Source organism: Pectobacterium fontis (genome assembly GCF_000803215.1).
Lineage (GTDB): Bacteria > Pseudomonadota > Gammaproteobacteria > Enterobacterales > Enterobacteriaceae > Pectobacterium > Pectobacterium fontis.
In genome coordinates this window covers 1-20,114 of the sequence record NZ_JSXC01000058.1, presented here as the reverse complement: position 1 = coordinate 20,114, position 20,114 = coordinate 1, and the positions used below count along the sequence as shown (strand labels likewise).

The window sequence follows — 20,114 nt, the reverse complement described above, 5'->3', positions numbered from 1 at the left end:
CGTACCAGGTCAAAGTGATAAGAGGTCTGACCTGTTGTTTATATTTGTTGTAGTTTATCTGATTATTTTTATCAATTTGTTTACATCATAATTACAACTTACTTCACAAACCAAGTGGCAGTCGCGTATTTTCTGACGGACGTCAGCGATCCTAGCGATCCCGTCATTAGGCGCTTCTCGCTGTTTGCCCGATCCGCTACACTGCACGGCAGAAGATGATACTGTCACCAGACAAAATGAGAGGATTCCATGTATCAGGATTTAATCCGTAGTGAACTGAAAGAAGCGGCAGAAACACTGAATAATTTTTTGAGTGATGATGCGAATATTCAGTCGATTCAAAATGCTGCGGTGCTGTTGGCTAATGCTTTTAAAGCGGGTGGTAAAGTGATCTCCTGTGGTAATGGTGGCTCACACTGCGATGCCATGCATTTTGCTGAAGAACTGACAGGGCGCTACCGTGAAAATCGTCCAGGCTACCCCGCCATTGCGATCTCTGATCCGAGCCACCTGTCCTGCGTCAGTAATGATTTTGGCTACGATTTTGTCTTCTCTCGTTACGTCGAGTCGCTGGGGCGTGAAGGTGATGTGCTGCTGGGGATTTCTACTTCAGGTAATTCCGGCAATATCATTAAAGCGATTGCTGCGGCGAAAGCGAAAGGCATGAAAGTCATTACGCTGACCGGGAAAGATGGCGGCAAAATGGCAGGTTCAGCCGACGTGGAAATTCGTGTTCCGCACTTCGGTTATGCTGACCGCATTCAGGAGATCCATATCAAAGCGATCCATATCCTGATTCAGTTGATTGAAAAAGAGATGGCGGCTCAGTAAGCCGCATGGATAAACCCTAATAAATGATGGGGAAGGGTAAAAAGTAAGATGTGTGAACTGCTGGGGATGAGCGCGAATGTACCGACGGATATCTGCTTTAGTTTTACCGGGCTGATACAGCGCGGTGGGAATACCGGGCCGCACCGGGATGGCTGGGGAATTACCTTTTATGAAGGGAACGGCTGTCGTACGTTTAAAGATCCGCTGCCAAGCTACAGCTCACCAATTGCCCGACTGGTACAGGATTACCCTATCAAATCGTGTGCGGTGGTTTCACACATCCGCCAGGCGAATCGTGGTGCAGTGGCGCTGGAAAATACCCATCCTTTTACCCGTGAACTGTGGGGGAGAAACTGGACGTTCGCCCACAATGGTCAACTGAAAGGCTACCATTCCCTGAAAACGGGCATGTTTCGCCCTGTCGGCCAGACGGACAGCGAGTTTGCGTTCTGTTGGCTGCTCTCCCAACTGTCTGAACGCTATCCGCGCACGCCGGGCAACTGGCCTGCGGTATTCCGCTATATCGCCAAACAGGCGGATGTCTTGCGGGAGAAAGGCGTGTTTAATATGCTGCTGTCGGATGGGCGCTTTGTGATGGGGTACTGCTCAACCAAACTCTACTGGATCACCCGTCGCGCGCCGTTTGGGAAAGCGACGCTGTTGGATCAGGATGTGGAGATTGATTTTCAGCAGCAGACGACACCGAATGATGTCGTCACCGTGCTGGCGACGCAGCCGCTAACGGGCAACGAAACCTGGCATCAGATCATGCCAGGCGAATTCGTTCTATTTTGTTTCGGCGAGCGCATACTTTAACGTCGGCTGGCTGGTCATCAACGGTGGGTTAACGACGTATTGCCCGTTAAACACCGTGATGGCTGGCGGCTGATTGTGGTGATTAAAATAGGCATACCCCGGCTGAAGCTGTTTCCAGAAGCTGGCGTAAGTGGAATTACGGTGGCGTTGCATGTTCTGTTCCGTCATACGGAACGGGTAGATAGCGATATCAATCTTCGCTTGCCCGTTGCGTAATGCCGCTTCAGCATAGCGATAAATCTCATCCATGTAGGTGTTGGTCATGGCATAGCAGCCAACCGACACACATTCGCCGTGGATCATTAAATAGCGGCCAGAATATCCCTGTGATTTATCATACTCGTTGGGAAAACCGATATTGATCGCCCGGTAATAGTGACTGTCTGGCTTGAGCTGATGCAGATCGACCTGATAGAAACCTTCCGGGCTTTTTAAATCGCCTTCAACGCGTTTTGGCCCTAAACCGCCCGAATATTTACAGATCGGATAGTGTTCCAATAAACGATATTCGTTACCGACTTTCGCATAAAGTTCGAATATTCGCTCTTCTTTAAAGATCTGAATATAGATCGGAGAGCCTAATAATTGCTGTTTTAATTCTTTTGCTATCGGCGCGAGCGGCGGGGAGGTCTCGCTGGCGGCGCTGGTAACAACAAGAGAAGGCAAAAAAAACAACATCGCAAACGACAGCGCGATTTTTTGCATTATGGTTCCTGATAATAAAATTGCCTACTACACACGGCATCCGCATCGCGCTACTGGTGTTTTAGCGAAAGTGTTGGAACAGCCGTTATCGATATATATTGCGTCGCTGAATAAGTAACGACGAAAACGAAATCACATTATCACTGGTTTCATATTAATCAAGCGTTGAAAAGCGCTAAGAAATAACATTTACAAAAAACGGCCCGAAAGGATGCAGGCCGCTCAAATTTGAGGTCTTTATTGCGGGGGAAAACGCCTTAGGCTCGGGTCGCTTCGATCATCATAATGTCGGTGACGAAGGAACCGTCTGCCTGTACCTCAAAATGCTGCACAACCTCGTCCGGCAGCGTTTTTTGCAGTTCACGAATCGCCACAGTGAAATGTTCTGGCGTACGCATCCGTGCGATCCAACTACTGAACTCCAGCGTCAGTCTGTCGCTGGTCACGTTACGCACGATGAACCCCGCTTCCGCCAACAGACTTAACCATTCGCCGGGCGCGTAATTGCGTACGTGCGAGGTGTCGCGCAACTTCTCTACCGTTTGCAAATAGCTGTCCAGCAGCGGATGACCGGGCGACACGACATCCATCATGATAACGCGCCCACCCGGTTTCAGGACGCGCCGCATTTCCCGTAACGCTTGCCCAACATCATGCCAGTGGTGAGCGGAATAACGGCTGATGAGGATGTCTGCACTGCCGTTGTCGAACGGTAAAGACTCGGCTACGCCTTGCTGTACACGGATATTCTTCAGCCCTTTTTGTGTCGCAGCCTGACTGACGACCTCTAACATTTGGGAAGACAGGTCATAGGCGACCACCTCTGCGACGGCCTGCGCGGCGACGAAACTGGCATGCCCGGCACCGCAGCCAACGTCGATCACATGCGCTTGCGGGAACGGCGCTAATAACGTGGCCAGTCGGGTTAAATCCTCGCCTTGTGCATGTACCGCGCTGGTTAAATAGTTTTGTGCCTGTGAACCGAACTGGTGTTCGATGCGCTGATTATGATTCTGTTTTTCTGTCATCATTGCTCTCGCTTTACCTGAGTTGTTTTTGATTCATCATGGTTAAAAGGCGGCGCGCCAGCCACTCAAGAAGACGTCGGTCTGAGAACACTATAATGAGGAGAAAATACGGGTACAATATGAGCATTTATACGGGTATAAAATACTCCCTGTTTGCTTAACACCTCTTTCGCTCATGCTGATGTCATCTCAAGTTACCTGAGTGAACGGGATAAAAAGGACACCTTACTGATGTCTGCAAATTCGTTTATGTCTGGCAATTCTCTGAGTGGCCCAAAAGCGCTGGGAGCCTTTTTACGAGCGCTACGTGAGCGTACATCGCCGGAGGTGGTCGGACTGCCTGCATCCGGGCGACGACGTACCAGCGGATTACGTCGCGAGGAACTGGCGCAAATCGCCCGCATCAGCACTACATGGTATACCTGGCTTGAACAGGGGCGCGAGGTGTCGGCTTCCGCCTCGGCACTTACCCGCTTATCGCTGGCGTTAAAGCTGGAGCCTGCTGAGCGTGACTATCTTTTTAGCCTTGCTGACGTGAAGGATCCCCAGAAGCAAAATAGGACAATACCGCTGGATGCAAACGTTGTCGCCAGCCTGCATCACATTACTTGCCCTGCGTATTTGTTGGATGGTTGCTGGAATATGCTGGCGTGGAATGCGCCATCGGAACAACTGTTTGCCGGATGGTTAGAAAACGATCCTGAACCGAACCTGCTGCACTTCATGTTTCTTAATCCATTGGCACGTTCATTGGTGGTGGAGTGGCCGGAACGAGCAAAACGGGTGGTGGCGGAGTTTCGTGCGGAATCCAGTCACTACGCGTCTACCGAGGCTGTCCGGCACGTTGTGATGGCGCTGTGTAAAGAAAGCCGTGAGTTTGCTCTTTGGTGGTCGCAGCAGGCGGTAACCGCTCGTGAAGGCGGTGAACGACGTTTCCACCATCCTTTGTTGGGGGATGTGGCCTACCATCAACAGACTTTCCATCCTGCCGGACATGGCGAAATTAAGCTGGTGATGCTGATCGAGCAGTAAACGCCGCACGTATCGCGCAGGCTTGTCCATCCTAATTTTAATCTGTATATTTATACAGTATCATGGGAGGGTGGTATGCGCAAAATCATTCATGTTGATATGGACTGCTTCTACGCCGCAATTGAGATGCGTGATAACCCGCGCCTGCGTGATATTCCTCTGGCGATTGGTGGGAGCGCCGATCGGCGTGGTGTGATCAGCACCGCTAACTATCCTGCCCGACGCTACGGCGTCCGTAGCGCGATGGCGACGGCAACCGCTTTGCGCTTGTGTCCACACCTCACCTTGTTACCCGGACGCATGGAGGTATATAAGTCCACCTCGCGCCAAATCCGCGCTATTTTCGCCCGCTACACCTCGCTGATCGAGCCGCTTTCTCTGGATGAAGCCTATCTGGATGTAACCGATAGTCCACACTGCAACGGTTCGGCGACGCGCATTGCCGAAGAAATCCGCCGAACCATCGCGCATGAGCTGAATCTGACGGCCTCAGCCGGGGTTGCGCCAATCAAATTTCTGGCGAAGATTGCCTCTGAGTTAAATAAGCCGAATGGACAATATGTGATCGCGCCGGATCAGGTGGATGATTTCCTGCTGACGTTGCCGCTGGAGAAGATCCCCGGCGTCGGGAAAGTGACGGCAAAACGTCTCGAAGAGCGCGGTCTGCGCACCTGTGCGGATGTGCGGCTTTATGCACTGGCGGATTTGCTAAAAGCGTTCGGCAAGTTTGGGCGTGTGCTGTGGGAACGGTGTCAGGGGATTGATGAGCGACGGATTTCACCCGATCGGCTGAGAAAGTCAGTTGGTGTGGAGAAGACGCTGGCGCAGGATATTCACGACTGGAAACAGTGTGAAAATCTGATCGAACAGCTTTATCAGGAACTGGAAATCCGGCTGAAGCGGGTGAAGCCCGATCTGCATATTGCGCGTCAGGGGGTAAAGCTCAAGTTTGATGATTTTCAGCAAACCACGCAGGAGCATGTGTGGCCAGTGTTGAATAAACAGGATCTCTTGAAGATCGCCCGACAAACCTGGCAGGAGCGGCGTCAATCCAGAGGTGTGCGGCTGGTGGGGCTGCATGTGACGTTGCTTGATCCACAGATTGAGCGGCAACTGGTATTGGATTGGGGATAAAGCGGTTGGGTTGATAAAAAAGGCGACGGATCTTCGTCGCCTTTTTATCACGGCATGATTACGCGCGTGGCGGAATCGCTTTCAGTAGTGCTGTCAGCAATTTCCAGTACAGATCGACGCTGCCGATATGCACCTGTTCATCTGGCGAGTGCGGCCCGGTAATGGTCGGCCCGATGGAAACCATATCCATGTTCGGGTACGGCTTTTTGAACAGACCACACTCCAGACCAGCATGAATCACCATGATGTTCGGCGTCTTGTTGAACAGCTTCTGATACGTTTCGCGCACCAGTGCCATGACCGGCGAATGCGCATCTGGCTGCCAGCCTGGGTAGCCACCTTTGGGTGATGTTTGCGCGCCAGCCAGTTGACCTAGCGCTGTCAGCGTACCCACAACGGCGTCTTTACCGCTGTCGATCAGCGAACGGATCAGGCAGATAATTTCTGCGCGATCGTTTTCCATCGTGACAACGCCAAGGTTCAGCGACGTTTCCACCACGCCTTTGACCTCGTCGCTCATGCGGATCACGCCGTTCGGCGTCGCGTTGAGCAGCGCTAACAGGCGATCGCGGCTGTCCTGCGTCAGCGGGTGATCATTGCTGTCGCTGGCTTCCACCAGCACGGTCAGGTTTTTCTCAACGGCAGCCAGTTCATTCTTCAGCACCGCCAGATACTCCAGGCTCAGCGTTTTCAACTGCTCGACGTTTGCGGCAGGCAGAGACAGCGTCGCGAAGGCTTCACGCGGAATCGCATTGCGCAGCGTTCCGCCATTGAGATCGAGAATACGGATATCCAGTGCTTTCGCCTGCTCGAACAGGAAACGCGCCAGCAGCTTGTTGGCGTTGCCCAATCCCAAATGGATATCGCAACCGGAATGACCGCCTTTCAACCCTTTAATCGTCAGCTTCACCGTTTGGTAGCCCGCGGGCGGTACTTCGCGCACCAGCGGCAGACGGGTGATGAAATCAATACCACCGGCGCAACCCATGTAGATTTCGCCTTCTTCTTCCGAGTCGGTATTGATCAGGATTTCGCCCTGAAGCCAGTTTGGTTGCAGGCCAAACGCGCCATCCATACCCGCTTCTTCCGTCATCGTCAGCAGCACTTCCAGCGGGCCGTGCTCGACGCGTGGATCGGCCAACACGGCCAGCGCAGAGGCCATACCGATACCGTTATCCGCACCCAGTGTGGTGCCGCGTGCTTTCAGCCATTCACCGTCAACATAAGGTTGGATCGGATCGGTGGTGAAATCGTGTACGGTGTCGTTGTTTTTTTGCGGCACCATGTCCAGATGTGCCTGTAATACCACAGGTTTGCGATTTTCCATGCCCGCCGTTGCCGCTTTGCGCAGCAGAATATTACCGACCTGATCGCGCTCGGCATGAATGCCTTTCTCTTTAGCCCATTCCAGTATGTGCGCGGCCAGCGCTTCTTCATGGTAAGACGGGTGTGGGATAGAACAGATTTTGGCGAAAATATCCCACAGAGGCTGGGGAGAAAGTTGAGACAATTCAGACACTATGTAGTCTCCTTTTCGCCCCCGCATTCGCATTCTGGCGTACAGGGGCGACAGGTTAAAAGTTGAACGTAATGAGCCACGTAACATGGCGTGTCATAACAGAATATCATTTTCCATCGGCACTGGGGAAATTGCCGTCTGCCTCGTCTTATTCTCTTGCTGCAATATGAACCAGAGTATTTGGCAGGGTGCAGATTGACAGGAAAAACTCGGTTCCGACGTTGAGAAAAACTGGTTTTTATGTTGTTGGCTATCTATAATCTCGCGCAACCTTTTTCCCCCCTCAGACTCAAATTAAGCCGATTTTTATTCGGCTGGGATATATTTTATGAGCGAAAAGTACGTCGTAACCTGGGATATGTTGCAAATTCATGCCCGCAAACTGGCACAGCGTTTACTGCCTGCCGATCAATGGAAAGGCATCATTGCCGTTAGTCGCGGTGGTCTGGTGCCTGGTGCGCTGCTGGCGCGTGAGTTGGGCATTCGTCACGTTGATACCGTTTGCATCTCCAGTTACGACCACGACAACCAGCGCGAAATGAAAGTCATCAAGCGCGCCGAGGGAGATGGCGAAGGCTTTATCGTGGTGGACGATCTGGTTGACACGGGCGGTACGGCGAAGGCGATTCGTGATATGTACCCGAAAGCGCACTTTGTGACCATCTTCGCCAAGCCAGCCGGTAAGCCACTGGTTGACGACTATGTGATTGATATTCCGCAAGATACCTGGATTGAACAGCCGTGGGATATGGGCGTGGTGTTTGTACCGCCGTTGTCTGGCCGTTAATCGATTTCCTGCAATGCCCGGTTTAGCCGGGCATTGTTGTTTTTGTATCACCGCAGTTTTTGAACGATCGTGTGTTTCTGCCGTTGGTATTTGTCTTCTCTGGCCTGAGTTCGTTACACTTTAGTGGGTGACGAAAACCTCATCTACTGCCCGCTAACTGCGGTTTATATTAACGGAGGCCGCTGTGGCGCAAGCTAACCTGTCTGAAACGCTATTCAAACCCTCTTTCAAACATCCAGAAACCTCGACGTTGGTTAGACGTACCCGTAATAGCCAGGAAGCACAGAGGCTGCATTCTACGCTGGAAGGGGAGAAGACCCGCAGTTGGTATCGGATGATCAACCGGCTGATGTGGATTTGGCGTGGTGTCGACCCATGGGAGATCGAGGACGTGCTATCACGCATCGCTGCCAGTCAAGCCGACAGAAGCAACGCGCAATGGCTCGATACGGTGATCGGCTACCGAGGCGGTAACTGGATTTATGAATGGGCGAAGCAGGGCGCAGATTGGCAACAGCGGGCAACCGAAAGCCGTGATGATATGCAGATTGGACAGTACTGGCTGAAGGCTGCGAACCTCTACAGCATCGCCGCGTATCCGCACATTAAAGGTGACGAACTGGCGGAACAGGCACAAACGCTGGCAAACCGCGCTTATGAAGAAGCGGGAAAATATCTGCCTTATGAACTCAAAGAACTGACTTTCCCGATTACGGGTGGCGGCACGCTGACCGCTTTTCTGCATATGCCATCGCAGGCGAAAGCGCCTTTCCCTACCGTGCTCATGTGTGGCAGCCTGGAAACGTTACAGAGCGATTATCATCGCCTGTTTCAGGACTATTTTGCGCCAGCGGGCATGGCGATGCTAACGATTGATGTGCCGTCTGTGGGGTTCTCTTCCCGGTGGAAATTGACTCAGGACTCCAGTTTTTTGCATCAACAAGTCCTGCGAGCGCTGCCGGACGTACCGTGGGTCGATCACACCCGTGTTGTCGCATTTGGTTTCCGCTTTGGTGCCAATATCGCAGTGCGGCTAGCGTATCTGGAATCGCAGCGCTTACGTGGCGTGGCCTGTCTTGGCCCCATGGTTCACCATCTGTTAAGTGACTCAGAGCGTCAGCAGCAGGTGCCGGATATGTTTATGGACGTGCTGGCGAGTCGGTTGGGCATGCCATTCTCGACGGACGCCTCGTTAAGAGTAGAGCTGGGACGCTATTCGTTAAAAACGCAGGGGCTGTTAGGGCGACGCTGTCCTACACCGATGCTGGCAGGTTACTGGGAGAACGATCCGCTATGCCCAAAAGAAGAGGCCAGCCTGATTGTGAATTCATCCGCACAAGGGAAGCTGCTGCCGGTTAATTTCTCGCCAGTGTACCAGAACTTTGACCGCGCACTACAGCAAATTAGCAGATGGTTGCAGGATAACGTGTAGAAAGGCAGGCGTAATGTACGATCTGTGCAGGGCGAATCTTCTCGGCACAGATCGTTGTTTCTGCCAGATGATAACCGCTGATTACATGATCTTTTTGGCGTAACAAGGTTTGTCCATATCAATCACCTCAACCGTCACCGACAGATTCTTCAACCCAAGTGCTTCGATCTTCTGAAGTACCAGATTGGAGAGATGGCTTTTTTGCTCTCCCGTCCGTCCAGAAAGCACCTTGATTGCCACATGAATAAAGCTGGCTCGTTCACCACCTGTTGTATAGCTATCGTAAGAAAGGGATCTGACTTTGATGTCGCTGCCGTCGCGTGCAAATAAACCGGATTCGAGCGCACCGCGATAGAGTGCAGAGAGCAGGGCATTTGCATCAATGTTTGACGAATGTTCGGCGATACAATGTGGCATAAGGTGTCACTTCTTAATGAACGGAAACGCGGAGACCAGAGTATTGAATACTTCGTATCGGGCGGCAATGCTTTCCTGCATGAATAAGAGTGGGGTCATGCAGGCAGTTGATAAATTGCCATTCTCTGCTAAAAAGAAGGTTCAACCAAAGGAGATCGTAGATGATATTACCGAGTGGACACTCCAAAAGCCGACTCATGAAAAATTTCACGGCACTGGGGCCTTATATACGCGAAGCACAGTGTGAGCATACCGCGTTCTTCTTTGATTGTCTGGCGGTCTGCGTCAACATCAAGCCTGCGCCGGAAAATCGTGAGTTCTGGGGCTGGTGGCTGAATTTGGAAAATACCGATAAAGGCTTTACCTATGACTATCACTACGGCCTGTTTGATAAACAGGGCAACTGGCGTGAGGAAAAAATCAAAGATAAAGCTGTAATGGAACAGGTGGAAAACGCCAAACAGGCTTTCCATGTTCGACTGGAGAAACAAATTAACGCGCTGGAACCCGCCTGTACTCTCGCCGCACGACCGTGAGGCTTCTCTGACGATCCCCGATTTATTCGCAGGTTTTCGCGTTGTGCCTGTTGGCATAACGCGTCTGTCCTGCTACAACGTTTTCCTTATTCTTATTTTTTGACATCCAACGGCAGAGAAATTATGAGCGGCAGCCAGACTTTGGTTGTGAAACTGGGCACCAGCGTGCTAACGGGCGGTTCGCGCCGTCTTAACCGTGCCCACATTGTTGAACTGGTGCGCCAGTGCGCGCAGCAACATGCGGCAGGGCATCGGATTGTTATTGTCACCTCTGGGGCGATTGCCGCCGGGCGTGAACATTTGGGTTACCCCGAACTCCCGGCCACGATTGCGACCAAACAACTGCTGGCCGCCGTGGGGCAAAGCCGTCTGATTCAACTGTGGGAACAGTTGTTTTCCATCTACGGTATTCACGTCGGGCAGATGCTGCTGACGCGTGCGGATATGGAAGATCGTGAGCGTTTCCTCAACGCGCGCGACACAATGCGGGCGCTGCTGGATAACAACATTGTTCCGGTGATTAATGAAAACGACGCGGTTGCGACTGCTGAGATCAAAGTGGGTGACAACGACAACCTGTCTGCGCTGGCGGCGATTCTGGCTGATGCGGATAAATTGCTGCTGCTGACCGATCAGGCTGGGCTATTTACCGCCGATCCGCGCAATAATCCGGATGCGGAGTTGATCCGTGAAGTGACTGGCATCAACGATGCGCTGCGCAGCATTGCGGGTGATAGCGTGTCTGGCCTCGGAACGGGCGGGATGTCGACCAAATTACAGGCTGCCGATGTAGCCTGTCGTGCGGGGATCGACGTAGTGATCGCCGCAGGCAGCAAGCCGGGTGTGATCGGTGATGTGATTGCCGATATTTCCGTCGGAACGCGTTTTCATGCACTGGATGCGCCGCTGGAAAGCCGCAAACACTGGATTTTTGGTGCACCACCGGCCGGAGAAATCACCGTCGATGACGGCGCGCTCTCTGCGATCCTCGAACGCGGTAGTTCGCTGCTGCCTAAAGGCATCCGCACGGTAGAGGGCAATTTCTCTCGTGGCGAAGTGATCCGCGTGCGTAGTCTGGCGGGGCGCGATGTGGCGCATGCCGTGACGCGTTATAACAGCGATGCACTGCGTATGATTGCCGGACACCATTCACAACAAATTGCCGAGATTCTTGGCTACGAATATGGTCCGGTGGCTATCCACCGCGACGATATGATTATCAATTAAGGAGTTCGCGATGCTTGAACAAATGGGTAAAGCGGCAAAAGCGGCCTCTTATCAGTTAGCGGTCTTGAGCACGGCTCAGAAAGATCGTGCGCTGCTGACGATTGCGGATTTGCTGGAAGCCGAGAGTGCGGTGATTCTGGCGGCTAACGCGCTGGACTTAGCCGATGCGCGTCAAAATGGCATGAGTGATGCGTTGCTAGATCGGTTGCTCTTAACGCCGGAACGGCTGAGCGCGATTGCCGCCGATGTTCGTCAGGTCTGTCGCCTGACCGATCCGGTGGGGCAGGTGATTGACGGCAGCATGCTGGATAACGGGCTTAAGCTTGAGCGTCGTCGTGTGCCGCTGGGCGTGGTCGGTGTGATTTATGAAGCGCGCCCTAACGTCACTATTGATGTCGCTTCTCTGTGCCTGAAAACGGGCAATGCGGTGATTCTACGCGGTGGCAAAGAGACGTACCGTACCAATGCGGCGACGGTAAAGGTGATTCAGCAGGCGCTGTCGCAGTGTGGCCTGCCTGCCGCAGCAGTACAGGCGATTGAAAGCCCGGATCGTGAACTGGTCAATCAACTGCTAAAACTCGATCGCTACGTGGATATGCTGATCCCACGCGGTGGTGCAGGTTTGCACAAGCTGTGTCGTGAACAGTCGACGATCCCGGTCATCACCGGTGGTATCGGCGTTTGCCACATCTATGCGGATGACAGCATTGATTTTGACAAGGCGCTGACAGTCATTGAAAGCGCCAAGGTGCAGCGTCCTAGTGCCTGCAACAGTCTGGAAACACTGCTGGTGAATCAACATATTGCTGCTCGTTTCCTACCAGAGCTGAGCAAAAAAATGGCCGCGGCGGGTGTGACGCTCCATGCGAGTCCTTCAGCGATGCCTTATCTGACCGGTGGTCCGGCAAATGTTGTGGCTGTGGAAGCGGCTAACTACAACGATGAATGGCTTTCCAACGACCTGAACATCACGTTGGTGGACGATTTGGATGCGGCGGTTGCTCATATTCGCGAACACGGTACACAGCACTCTGATGCGATTCTAACGCGCTCCCTGAGCAACGCAGAGCGCTTCGTGCGTGAAGTGGATTCCTCTGCGGTGTATGTCAACGCGAGTACGCGCTTCACTGACGGTGGCCAATTTGGATTGGGCGCAGAAGTGGCGGTCAGTACCCAGAAACTGCATGCGCGCGGCCCTATGGGGCTGGAAGCGCTGACTACTTACAAGTGGATTGGTTATGGTGACGATCTGATTCGTGCCTAATCACCAATGGCTGCGCATATAAACCGTATGCGCAGACCTATCCTTGATCCACTACTTCTCACTTCAACCTGTTTTATTTTAATTATTTTTCCAATGATGATTTCTGCTACATCATCGTTATTCAAATTAACGTTAAATAAGTCTTACGGGCGTAATAAATATCGTCACCATAAAATACTCGCCAAATAGTAACAGGCCATGCTTTGTGCGATATATTCACAAATACATAGCCTGTCTTACTCTCGGAGAATAAAACGTAATTATTTATCCTCTGTTACAAGAACACATTATTTCATATTAATGCTGGTATTTATCTGCGGCTTCACGAGCCTGTTTTTCTGCACGGCTGTTAAAGTTATCCGCTTTAGCTTTGACGTCAGCCCAGCCTTTTTCGGCATCTTTCCTGGCTTTGGATTCTTGGGATTTTAAATCAGCGTTGATTTTATCAGCCTTTTCTCTGGCTTCTGGCTCTCTTGACTTCAGATCCGCGTTGAAGTCATTCGCTTTTTCTCGCGCCTTAGCTTCTTGTTCATGTGCCTTTGTTCGTGCTTCTGCTGCCTTCTCTCTTGCTTCAGCACGATCGTGGCTGATGGCTGACTCCACTGACGCCCGAGCGGAATCGAGGTCATTTGCTGCCGCCATGCCAATGTAACTGGTTCCCAGTAATAAGCCTAAAAACAGTGGTTTCATATTCATGGTTTATTTCCTCTTACAGCGCTTTATGACTACGCTAACAATAATTTTGCTATCAGCATGTGTTATTGAAAGCCTCACGTTAAGACAGCCTCCTTGTCGTCCCGGTCGTTCAAGTAAAGCAAAATAGAAAATAAAAAGAATAGGGAATTATCCTAAACAGTACACATCGGTACTGTTATGTGTGGGTTTATATTGGGATGGAAAAAATATGTTTTTATTACAAAAAGCACTCTTTTATAGCTTCAATATCATCGGTATTTTCACATAATAAAGTATTATCTTTCAGGACCTTCTCCCGAAAAAGTGCATAATTGAGGATGCGTAACCATCAGGCATATCCGTTAAGCCGAAAAGATATAGCATATGATTTTATTAGTACGGAAAATTATCAGAAATCCCTTATCAACGTAAGGATGATGATAAAATCGGCAGACGATCGCCAAACGCTTGACTTGACGTACCATTATCACTAATTTGTCACCCCGTAGTTCACGTCTGGCTCTCGTCACGACGATTTAAAAGCCGATATAGCTCAGTTGGTAGAGCAGCGCATTCGTAATGCGAAGGTCGTAGGTTCGACTCCTATTATCGGCACCATAAAATCAATGAGTTACGTATATTTTAGGTTGCTTACGCTGTACCCTAAAACATTATGTAACGGCGTATGTAAGTAAATTCTGTCAACTCAGATCAACACTCTTTATAGATGAATGACGCCTATATTGCGAAATCGATCGTGGCTTAGGTCTAGGAATCTCATCTGGTTTTTTCCTCAAGCTCTAGTGGGTAATCACTCCGCTCCCCTTGCTATGATGCTATTCCTGCTATTAATAGCGGAAATAGCAATCACTGAGGTCCAGCATTTTTATATAAGGGTATGTGAGTTTGCAAGTGACTACCTACCTCGCCGCCAACATCCCTGGATAATGTTTGGCAATAATGTCGTTCATCCGCTCGATCAAGTCGGGACGTTTAAAGATGAGATGCCCGGTGCCTTTCTGAAAGTAACGCACACTAAAATACTCATCTTCGTACTCCTGCTGATGGGGATTATCGCGGATATGATTCATCAGTCGGATGGTGACATCACCCCGATTATCAGGAATCGATTTGCCATCTAACAGATACAGCATACGTTCCAGATCTGCCAGTTGATCGCGTCGCCAGCCCCAGTTCAGGCCAAAGCCCCAACGGTTGTATGTCACCAGATTGCTGATGATGATTTTCTTGTCGAAGTAACAAGGGTGATTGGTCTTGTAATCCCACGATAACCCTTTGAATACGTTAAGCACGCCTCGCTCAAATACTTCTTGCTTGCTCCGATGAAGTTGCTCAAATGTACTGAGAATATTGGCTTCGCTGATGGCAGGTAGCTCTCCTTCATCCAGATTTTTATGCCACTGGCTACGCATTTCAGCATCCATCAGTGACAACATGCCGGATTTCAGCATCAGGTCACGCCAGATATTACGATCCAACGTGCGGGTGATGGCTGACATCGCTTTGTCTGGCGTTTCTGTCAGCCAGCAATCGTAGCGATGCCCTTGCTTTAATGCCCAGTCTTCGGCGGTGCCGCCACCGATAGTCGCCGTTAGCATTGAGATCGACTGTAGCTGATTAAGGAGTTGTTCTATCTGTTGTAGCGCAGCATCACGTCCGGTGACGATACGCTCAATGTTGGTCGAGCAAATCAGCTCGGTGTGTTTGGTTAACACCTCAGGTTCAGTTTGCATAGTTTGCGCTCCATACATAAAAAGCAAATGCGCCAACCGGTCAGGGCTGGCGCATTATGCATCGGAGAGAAGAATAAATAGATTTGGTGAGATGTAACTGGAAAGCGGCTCGCAATCTTTATGCCTTGAGCAAGCCGGTAGCGCGTCTGGCGCGGAGAACATCAACAGTGGTAAGAAACGGCGATTGCTCCTGCCAGTTAAAGCCGTTGCGATCAATGCGTACCAGTTCGTATTTTTCCACCAGAAAATTCACGGGATTGACCAACGTGACGCCAGCATCGATATGTTCCTGAATCACATTTTCCTCACAGAACGGTGTATCGTTCAGCGTGAGGCCGTAGTGCTTTTCCAGCAGGTAGGTCAGAAGCTGCTGCCAGACGGCTATAGGTGACGCACAGGGGTTATCCTCCCGTGGTGGGATTGCAGGTGTTGTTTGCATGGGAATTGTCTCTCAGGTTAAGTCGATAAAATTAGGGAAATGTCCAGAAGGGGGAGAGAAGCTGCGGGTTACTCTGCTACCGCAGAAGTTGGATAAATAACGATATACACGTAGCCAACACTGCCCAGCGTATCGGCTTCACAGGTCCATTCGTTGCAATGCAGCATGATGCTGCCCTGCTGGCGAGGATTCAGTTCACCTGTGCGTAGTTTCTGCTCCAACTGCTTAATCAGCTCAGGGAAGACGCGCTCCAGATTACGGGCTGCTGCCTTGCTAAAAGTACCGATAAAGCTGGCCCGGTCTGCCAGATAATACAAACGGTTACCTTCCTGAACCAGCCTAGCTCCGAATCGCGGCGTGATGGCACATTTTAGTCCCCATTCCGGGGTATCCGATGATGGCATGATGGTTTCCTTATAAAAACGCGGTAATAAATGTGGTTATCACAGCCAGCCGCGTTCAGCGAACGACACCACCTCAGCACCACCGACAACCAGATGATCGAGGACTCTGACGTCGAGCTGTGACAGCGCGTCTTTCAACTTGTCGGTGATATGACGGTCAGCCTGACTCGGCTCGGCACAGCCGGAAGGATGATTGTGTGCCAGTATCACGGCGGCGGCGTTATGACGTAGTGAAGCTTTGAGGATTTCACGCGGATGCACTTCGGTGCTGTTGATGCCACCCAGCGCGATAATTTCCTTTTCTATCAGGCGATGCTGGTTATCCAGATACAGCACCATAAAGACCTCGCGCTCCAGGCTACTGAGCTCTAGCATTAACCAGCTTTTGGTGTCTTCCGAGGTTTTGAACTGCCGCGCATTTTTACGCACGCGCTTTTCCAGCAGGCACAGTGCCATCTGGATGATGCGCTGTTCTCGACTTGGCATTGGTGGGGAAGATAAAAGGGATGACATGATATTGATTCCTTAATAAATAAAACGCCCCCGCTGCGTGAGCAACAGGGGCGGGAATGGACTAACGTTGAGTAGTTAACGCTATCACTAGCGTCGGGAAAACCAGCGCAGTACTTTGGCGAATACGGTTACACCGATAAACAGCCCTATCGGGATACCCAGAAACGGTGTCAGCACCACGCTGGCAACGCCTGCGGTTCCGCTGCCGGTGAGCAATCCTGCAACGGTGGCGATGACCAGGCCAATAAGGCTGTCCGAGATACCGGTTTTACTTAATACAATGACAACCACGACAATAACGAGGATGGCAATAATGGGCATGGGTTATCTCTCCCAATTATTCCCGGTGTGTCGTGACACACGACGCGATATCAGCCAGCACCTTCTGCACGTTTTTCTGCCTGGGCTCCCAGGCACCCACATGCTGGTCATTGAGATAAACGTCAAACTGCGTTGCGCTGCCAATCGCCCCAATAAACGCGAACCAGGCATTATCCGCATTACGCCATCCTAACGAGGACGGAATACCGTACTGTTGGTCATCGATAACGACGACGATAGACACCTCAGTGGAAAAATGGGAATCGACACCCTGCCTCCCTACAGGCGACACCGCCACGCTGTGTTGCAGCGTGTTGTCTTCGTCAGGGTTGCCGGTACAGTTAACGGTAAAGACACTGCCTTCGGTGTTGGCTATCCGATATTCGGTGACACCCTGACCGGAGTCGGCACTCCACAGGTTCGGTACAGCCTGTGCGGATAACGGCAACAGCAGTGCGCTTGCAAGCAGAAGTAAAGGAATATTTTTCATGCGGGTTCCTCTGTGTGAATGGACACGTCTCAGGGTCAGTAGCCGTAACGGCGGTGGTGCTCTTTGTTGAAGCCGTCTGCCAACCATTTACCCAGTTTCTGCTCCTGTTCACGTTTCTGTGCCTTAATTTCCGCCATCTTTTTCTGGTCGATACACTTTTCTGGAATGCTCAGTAATAACGTCGGCTGCTCGGGCTTGCCGTCGGCAAAATTGGCGTTGAAATAGACCTTTGTGTCGGTAATTTCATAGGTACAGTTGCTGGTTTTGTTACCACGATAGACCACCTCCAGGTCATCTGATGTTTTTGACCGCGTACTCATATTTACCCGAGAAAGGGTTTTGGCCTTTTTATTCGCCAGAAACAGTGGCCCGTAGCCATCTCTGACAAAAAACTGCTCAGTCCAGGGATAGTTAAAAATCGTTCTGCCTTTATAGGTCATGCGGATTAACTGGTCATCACTCAGCCCATCAGGGTTGGTCCAGCCAAGCCTTTTGAAGGTAAGCCAGGTGACCTGAGCAGGAAGCTCGGTTTCTGCCTGAGCGGAGAAGGTTGCCAGTAGCCCGATTATCAGCCATCCCCGTTTGCTCGGAAGGTAGGTAAACATCATCGTATCCTTTATGTTGAAGTCATCATGAATATCGTCAAGACAGGACTGTGCCTGTCCGTGACGCTAGGTGTGGTCCTTCACTGAACTGTCCGGTAACGGCCTCTGCGTGCCGCTACGGGTACTGTCCTTTTTTATCCGTCTTTCTGGTTTTCTCCGGTGCTGGCATCGCGTCCCTGACTTATGTGGTCGGAGACGTGCCGAAGGTGGTGAGTACGTCGTGAATAAAGCGAAAATGCGGCAATGCTGTGATGAAGCCGGATTGCGTGGTCAGGTGGCAGATATCATCGCGGCGCTGGAATGACTCGGTGGAAACCGTCACGCCGTAAATCTCGTGCAGCGGCAGGACCAGAAGATGCCCCAGCGACTCGGCCACCAGATACCATTCGCCATACAGGCAGATAAGCCGGTAAGGCGATAACCCGTCATAACGCTGACCGTCAGCCAGAATCGTGACGCGTAGCTGCTCGCCAATCGCTCTGGTCAGACGGTAAAAATGCCCCGGCAGCGTCGGTGTACCACGCAAGGGCGGATGCCAGACCAGACAGGGCGCGTCCTTACCGCTGTCCAGCAGGGTGTTAACCAACCGGTTATCCAGACCGGGAAACACGTTCTCCATCCCGGTCTGTCGGACAAACATCAGCACATCCTGCCCATGCCGTGCCGGGTTGTGGTGTTCCGGCAAACGGCAAAGACCGTTGCGGTATTCCAGGTCGAGATACATCAGCCGTTCACGGAAATCTCGCCGCAAGGTACGGGTTGAGACGCCGAACTCTGCCGCCAGTTTTCTGACGCTCAGTGTTTCGCCTGCCAGTAATCGGCTGATTATCAATGACAGCCTGACGGCCAGCCGGTCATATCGGCGGTCAGCCTGTGTCATGGTGCAGCCTCCTGAGGCAGTTAACGGAATGAAAGTCCTGTGATTACTTTAAAGAGGGGCGTGGTCAGGGTATGGACACTGTGAAAAATATTTTTATTTTCAGTAAGAAAGTCGGTGGGATGCGGCCTGAGAGAGAATTGAAGTGAACCGGTTATGAGGGTAAACACTAATGGTCGGACACTCCCTGTCCATGTGGTTACAGTGTGATAACACTCGGCACATCACTCACTGGCATGTCGCCAGCATGGTTTCCTCCATCACGACGAGTCACGTTAACCGAACCATAGGAATGTCCTCAGAAAAAGAATAAACAAAAGCCCTGGCGCAAAAGCGACAGGGCCGGACGGGATGGGAAAGCATAGGTATTGCCTAGAACAGCAGTGACCACAGTGAACGGGCAAGTGACACCACAGTTTGTTTGAGGCCGCCGATAAGTATTTTTAGTGGTGCGGGGACGATAGGTAGCGTAATAACGCTATCAAGTACGTCGCCGACCGACTGGGCAAAATCATCCCGAGCCCGGCTATCAATAGACACTGAACGCCAGTCGGGCTGTAAGCGGGCTGACAGCGGACTACTGGCCTTCGGCGGTAAACACTGAAACAGCGTCTCCACCATTGCTGCCATGCCCCAACCTGTTTTCACCGACACGGCGCAGACCGGATGGGTCGGAAAGAAAGTGGAACGCACGGCGACGCGCCGGGCATAGATATTACCGGACTGCTTTAATGAGGGTTGCTGTGACTCCCGGTCCCATTCGTGACTGGGCTCCAGTTTATCGACTTGATTCAGAACAAACAGTATCTTTTCACGGTAGCGCTCACCGATAACAGCGCGATAGATATGCTGGTCAATGGCAAGCGCCCGGTCATCTGCCTTGAGCAACCAGAGCACAATATCAACGCGGGGCAGCCAGTGCTGGTAGAGTGCAGTATAGTCATGATCCCGTTCCTCACTCTCACCGACACCGGGCAAATCAACAAATAGGATACCGCGTTGCCCTGATGACAGCCGAAGCGTAAGGGCTTGCCGGGTGCAGGCGCAGTTATCACTGACCGGGGACACGTCCCCCTGAAACAGCGCATTACACAGGCTGGATTTACCCGCACCGGTCTTTCCCATGATACCGACGATGGGTTCGTATTGGATCAGTTGTTCAATGTGGTCAATAACACGCTGGTGCAGGCTATCGGGCAATACTGACAGCGACGCCTGTATCTCGCGTAGGTTCTCGTGGTTGGGCATAAGATTTCTCAGACAGACAGAACGGTGTGGCGGCTATTGAAAACCGCCACAGATTGGGGG

At 51.6% G+C, this 20,114-nt stretch carries 23 protein-coding genes and 1 tRNA gene; 10 read left to right on the top strand and 14 right to left on the bottom strand.

Features of this window, described 5'->3' with window-relative positions; all coding sequences use genetic code 11:
* Nucleotides 1-249 precede the first annotated feature (249 nt).
* Together lpcA and OI69_RS17720 are read left to right on the top strand one after the other, a co-directional pair.
* Nucleotides 250-831: a D-sedoheptulose 7-phosphate isomerase gene (lpcA, locus tag OI69_RS17725; protein WP_039288486.1), complete on the top strand. Its 582-nt coding sequence runs from the start codon at nt 250-252 to the stop codon at nt 829-831.
* 48 nt (nt 832-879) lie between these two features.
* Nucleotides 880-1,647 (top strand): class II glutamine amidotransferase, encoded by a 768-nt coding sequence (locus OI69_RS17720; RefSeq protein WP_039353583.1) that lies wholly within the window; start codon nt 880-882, stop codon nt 1,645-1,647.
* Here OI69_RS17720 and dpaA read toward each other — a convergent pair.
* Nucleotides 1,618-2,352: a peptidoglycan meso-diaminopimelic acid protein amidase gene (gene dpaA / locus OI69_RS17715; protein ID WP_039353580.1), complete on the bottom strand. Its 735-nt coding sequence runs from the start codon at nt 2,350-2,352 to the stop codon at nt 1,618-1,620. The two genes, OI69_RS17720 and dpaA, sit on opposite strands and share 30 nt — an antisense overlap.
* 257 nt (nt 2,353-2,609) lie before the next feature.
* Complete coding sequence (locus OI69_RS17710; RefSeq protein ID WP_039353600.1) at nt 2,610-3,380, bottom strand: class I SAM-dependent methyltransferase; 771 nt, start codon at nt 3,378-3,380, stop codon at nt 2,610-2,612.
* A 231-nt stretch (nt 3,381-3,611) separates the two neighbouring features.
* On the opposite strand from OI69_RS17710, the gene OI69_RS17705 reads away from it, so the two are divergent.
* The gene (locus OI69_RS17705) at nt 3,612-4,412 is read left to right on the top strand and encodes a helix-turn-helix transcriptional regulator (protein ID WP_039353577.1); all 801 of its coding nucleotides are present in this window, start codon (nt 3,612-3,614) and stop codon (nt 4,410-4,412) included.
* Between the two features lie 75 nt (nt 4,413-4,487).
* On the top strand, nt 4,488-5,546 hold the full coding sequence (gene dinB / locus OI69_RS17700) for a DNA polymerase IV (protein WP_039353573.1): 1,059 nt from the start codon (nt 4,488-4,490) through the stop codon (nt 5,544-5,546).
* A 58-nt stretch (nt 5,547-5,604) separates the two neighbouring features.
* On the opposite strand, the gene pepD is transcribed toward dinB, so the two are convergent.
* Nucleotides 5,605-7,065: a beta-Ala-His dipeptidase gene (gene pepD, locus OI69_RS17695; RefSeq protein WP_039353570.1), complete on the bottom strand. Its 1,461-nt coding sequence runs from the start codon at nt 7,063-7,065 to the stop codon at nt 5,605-5,607.
* Between the two features lie 328 nt (nt 7,066-7,393).
* On the opposite strand from pepD, the gene gpt reads away from it, so the two are divergent.
* The gene (gpt, locus tag OI69_RS17690) at nt 7,394-7,852 is read left to right on the top strand and encodes a xanthine phosphoribosyltransferase (protein WP_039353568.1); all 459 of its coding nucleotides are present in this window, start codon (nt 7,394-7,396) and stop codon (nt 7,850-7,852) included.
* A gap of 184 nt (nt 7,853-8,036) precedes the next feature.
* Nucleotides 8,037-9,284, top strand: coding sequence for an esterase FrsA (gene frsA, locus OI69_RS17685; RefSeq protein WP_039353565.1), 1,248 nt, complete (start codon nt 8,037-8,039; stop codon nt 9,282-9,284).
* Between the two features lie 81 nt (nt 9,285-9,365).
* On the opposite strand, the gene OI69_RS17680 is transcribed toward frsA, so the two are convergent.
* A complete protein-coding gene (locus OI69_RS17680) occupies nt 9,366-9,701 on the bottom strand; it encodes a 5-carboxymethyl-2-hydroxymuconate Delta-isomerase (protein ID WP_039353562.1) in 336 nt (111 codons plus the stop codon).
* 161 nt (nt 9,702-9,862) lie between these two features.
* On the opposite strand from OI69_RS17680, the gene crl reads away from it, so the two are divergent.
* The 3 genes from crl to proA all read left to right on the top strand — a co-directional run bounded on the left by crl (nt 9,863) and on the right by proA (nt 12,728).
* The gene (crl, locus tag OI69_RS17675; RefSeq protein WP_039353560.1) at nt 9,863-10,237 is read left to right on the top strand and encodes a sigma factor-binding protein Crl; all 375 of its coding nucleotides are present in this window, start codon (nt 9,863-9,865) and stop codon (nt 10,235-10,237) included.
* A gap of 123 nt (nt 10,238-10,360) precedes the next feature.
* Nucleotides 10,361-11,464 carry a glutamate 5-kinase gene (gene proB / locus OI69_RS17670; protein WP_014916394.1) on the top strand — a complete coding sequence of 368 codons (1,104 nt, stop codon included), beginning with the start codon at nt 10,361-10,363 and terminating at the stop codon, nt 11,462-11,464.
* A 10-nt stretch (nt 11,465-11,474) separates the two neighbouring features.
* Nucleotides 11,475-12,728 carry a glutamate-5-semialdehyde dehydrogenase gene (gene proA / locus OI69_RS17665; RefSeq protein WP_039353558.1) on the top strand — a complete coding sequence of 418 codons (1,254 nt, stop codon included), beginning with the start codon at nt 11,475-11,477 and terminating at the stop codon, nt 12,726-12,728.
* Between the two features lie 297 nt (nt 12,729-13,025).
* Here proA and OI69_RS17660 read toward each other — a convergent pair whose 3' ends face one another.
* Nucleotides 13,026-13,424, bottom strand: a complete 399-nt coding sequence (locus OI69_RS17660; RefSeq protein ID WP_039353554.1) for a hypothetical protein — start codon at nt 13,422-13,424, stop codon at nt 13,026-13,028.
* Nucleotides 13,425-13,945: 521 nt separating this feature from the next.
* Between OI69_RS17660 and OI69_RS17655 the strand changes: the two genes are divergently transcribed.
* Nucleotides 13,946-14,021 (top strand) — tRNA-Thr (locus OI69_RS17655).
* 302 nt (nt 14,022-14,323) lie between these two features.
* Here OI69_RS17655 and OI69_RS17650 read toward each other — a convergent pair.
* From OI69_RS17650 to OI69_RS17610, 9 genes are all read right to left on the bottom strand, one after another.
* Nucleotides 14,324-15,157, bottom strand: coding sequence for a DUF4942 domain-containing protein (locus OI69_RS17650; protein WP_039353551.1), 834 nt, complete (start codon nt 15,155-15,157; stop codon nt 14,324-14,326).
* Nucleotides 15,158-15,275: 118 nt separating this feature from the next.
* Entirely contained in the window at nt 15,276-15,596 is a 321-nt protein-coding gene (locus tag OI69_RS17645; RefSeq protein ID WP_039353548.1) for a TA system toxin CbtA family protein, read from the bottom strand.
* Nucleotides 15,597-15,664: 68 nt separating this feature from the next.
* Nucleotides 15,665-16,000: a type IV toxin-antitoxin system YeeU family antitoxin gene (locus OI69_RS17640; RefSeq protein ID WP_039353544.1), complete on the bottom strand. Its 336-nt coding sequence runs from the start codon at nt 15,998-16,000 to the stop codon at nt 15,665-15,667.
* A 39-nt stretch (nt 16,001-16,039) separates the two neighbouring features.
* Nucleotides 16,040-16,513 carry a RadC family protein gene (radC, locus tag OI69_RS17635; RefSeq protein ID WP_039353541.1) on the bottom strand — a complete coding sequence of 158 codons (474 nt, stop codon included), beginning with the start codon at nt 16,511-16,513 and terminating at the stop codon, nt 16,040-16,042.
* 87 nt (nt 16,514-16,600) lie between these two features.
* Nucleotides 16,601-16,834 carry a membrane protein gene (locus OI69_RS17630; RefSeq protein WP_039353539.1) on the bottom strand — a complete coding sequence of 78 codons (234 nt, stop codon included), beginning with the start codon at nt 16,832-16,834 and terminating at the stop codon, nt 16,601-16,603.
* Nucleotides 16,835-16,850: 16 nt separating this feature from the next.
* Nucleotides 16,851-17,324: a hypothetical protein gene (locus OI69_RS17625; RefSeq protein ID WP_039353537.1), complete on the bottom strand. Its 474-nt coding sequence runs from the start codon at nt 17,322-17,324 to the stop codon at nt 16,851-16,853.
* 35 nt (nt 17,325-17,359) lie between these two features.
* Nucleotides 17,360-17,929 carry a hypothetical protein gene (locus OI69_RS17620; protein ID WP_039353535.1) on the bottom strand — a complete coding sequence of 190 codons (570 nt, stop codon included), beginning with the start codon at nt 17,927-17,929 and terminating at the stop codon, nt 17,360-17,362.
* Nucleotides 17,930-18,110: 181 nt separating this feature from the next.
* Entirely contained in the window at nt 18,111-18,809 is a 699-nt protein-coding gene (locus OI69_RS17615) for a DeoR family transcriptional regulator (protein WP_039353533.1), read from the bottom strand.
* A 369-nt stretch (nt 18,810-19,178) separates the two neighbouring features.
* Complete coding sequence (locus tag OI69_RS17610; protein ID WP_039353531.1) at nt 19,179-20,054, bottom strand: GTPase family protein; 876 nt, start codon at nt 20,052-20,054, stop codon at nt 19,179-19,181.
* Nucleotides 20,055-20,114: the final 60 nt, after the last annotated feature.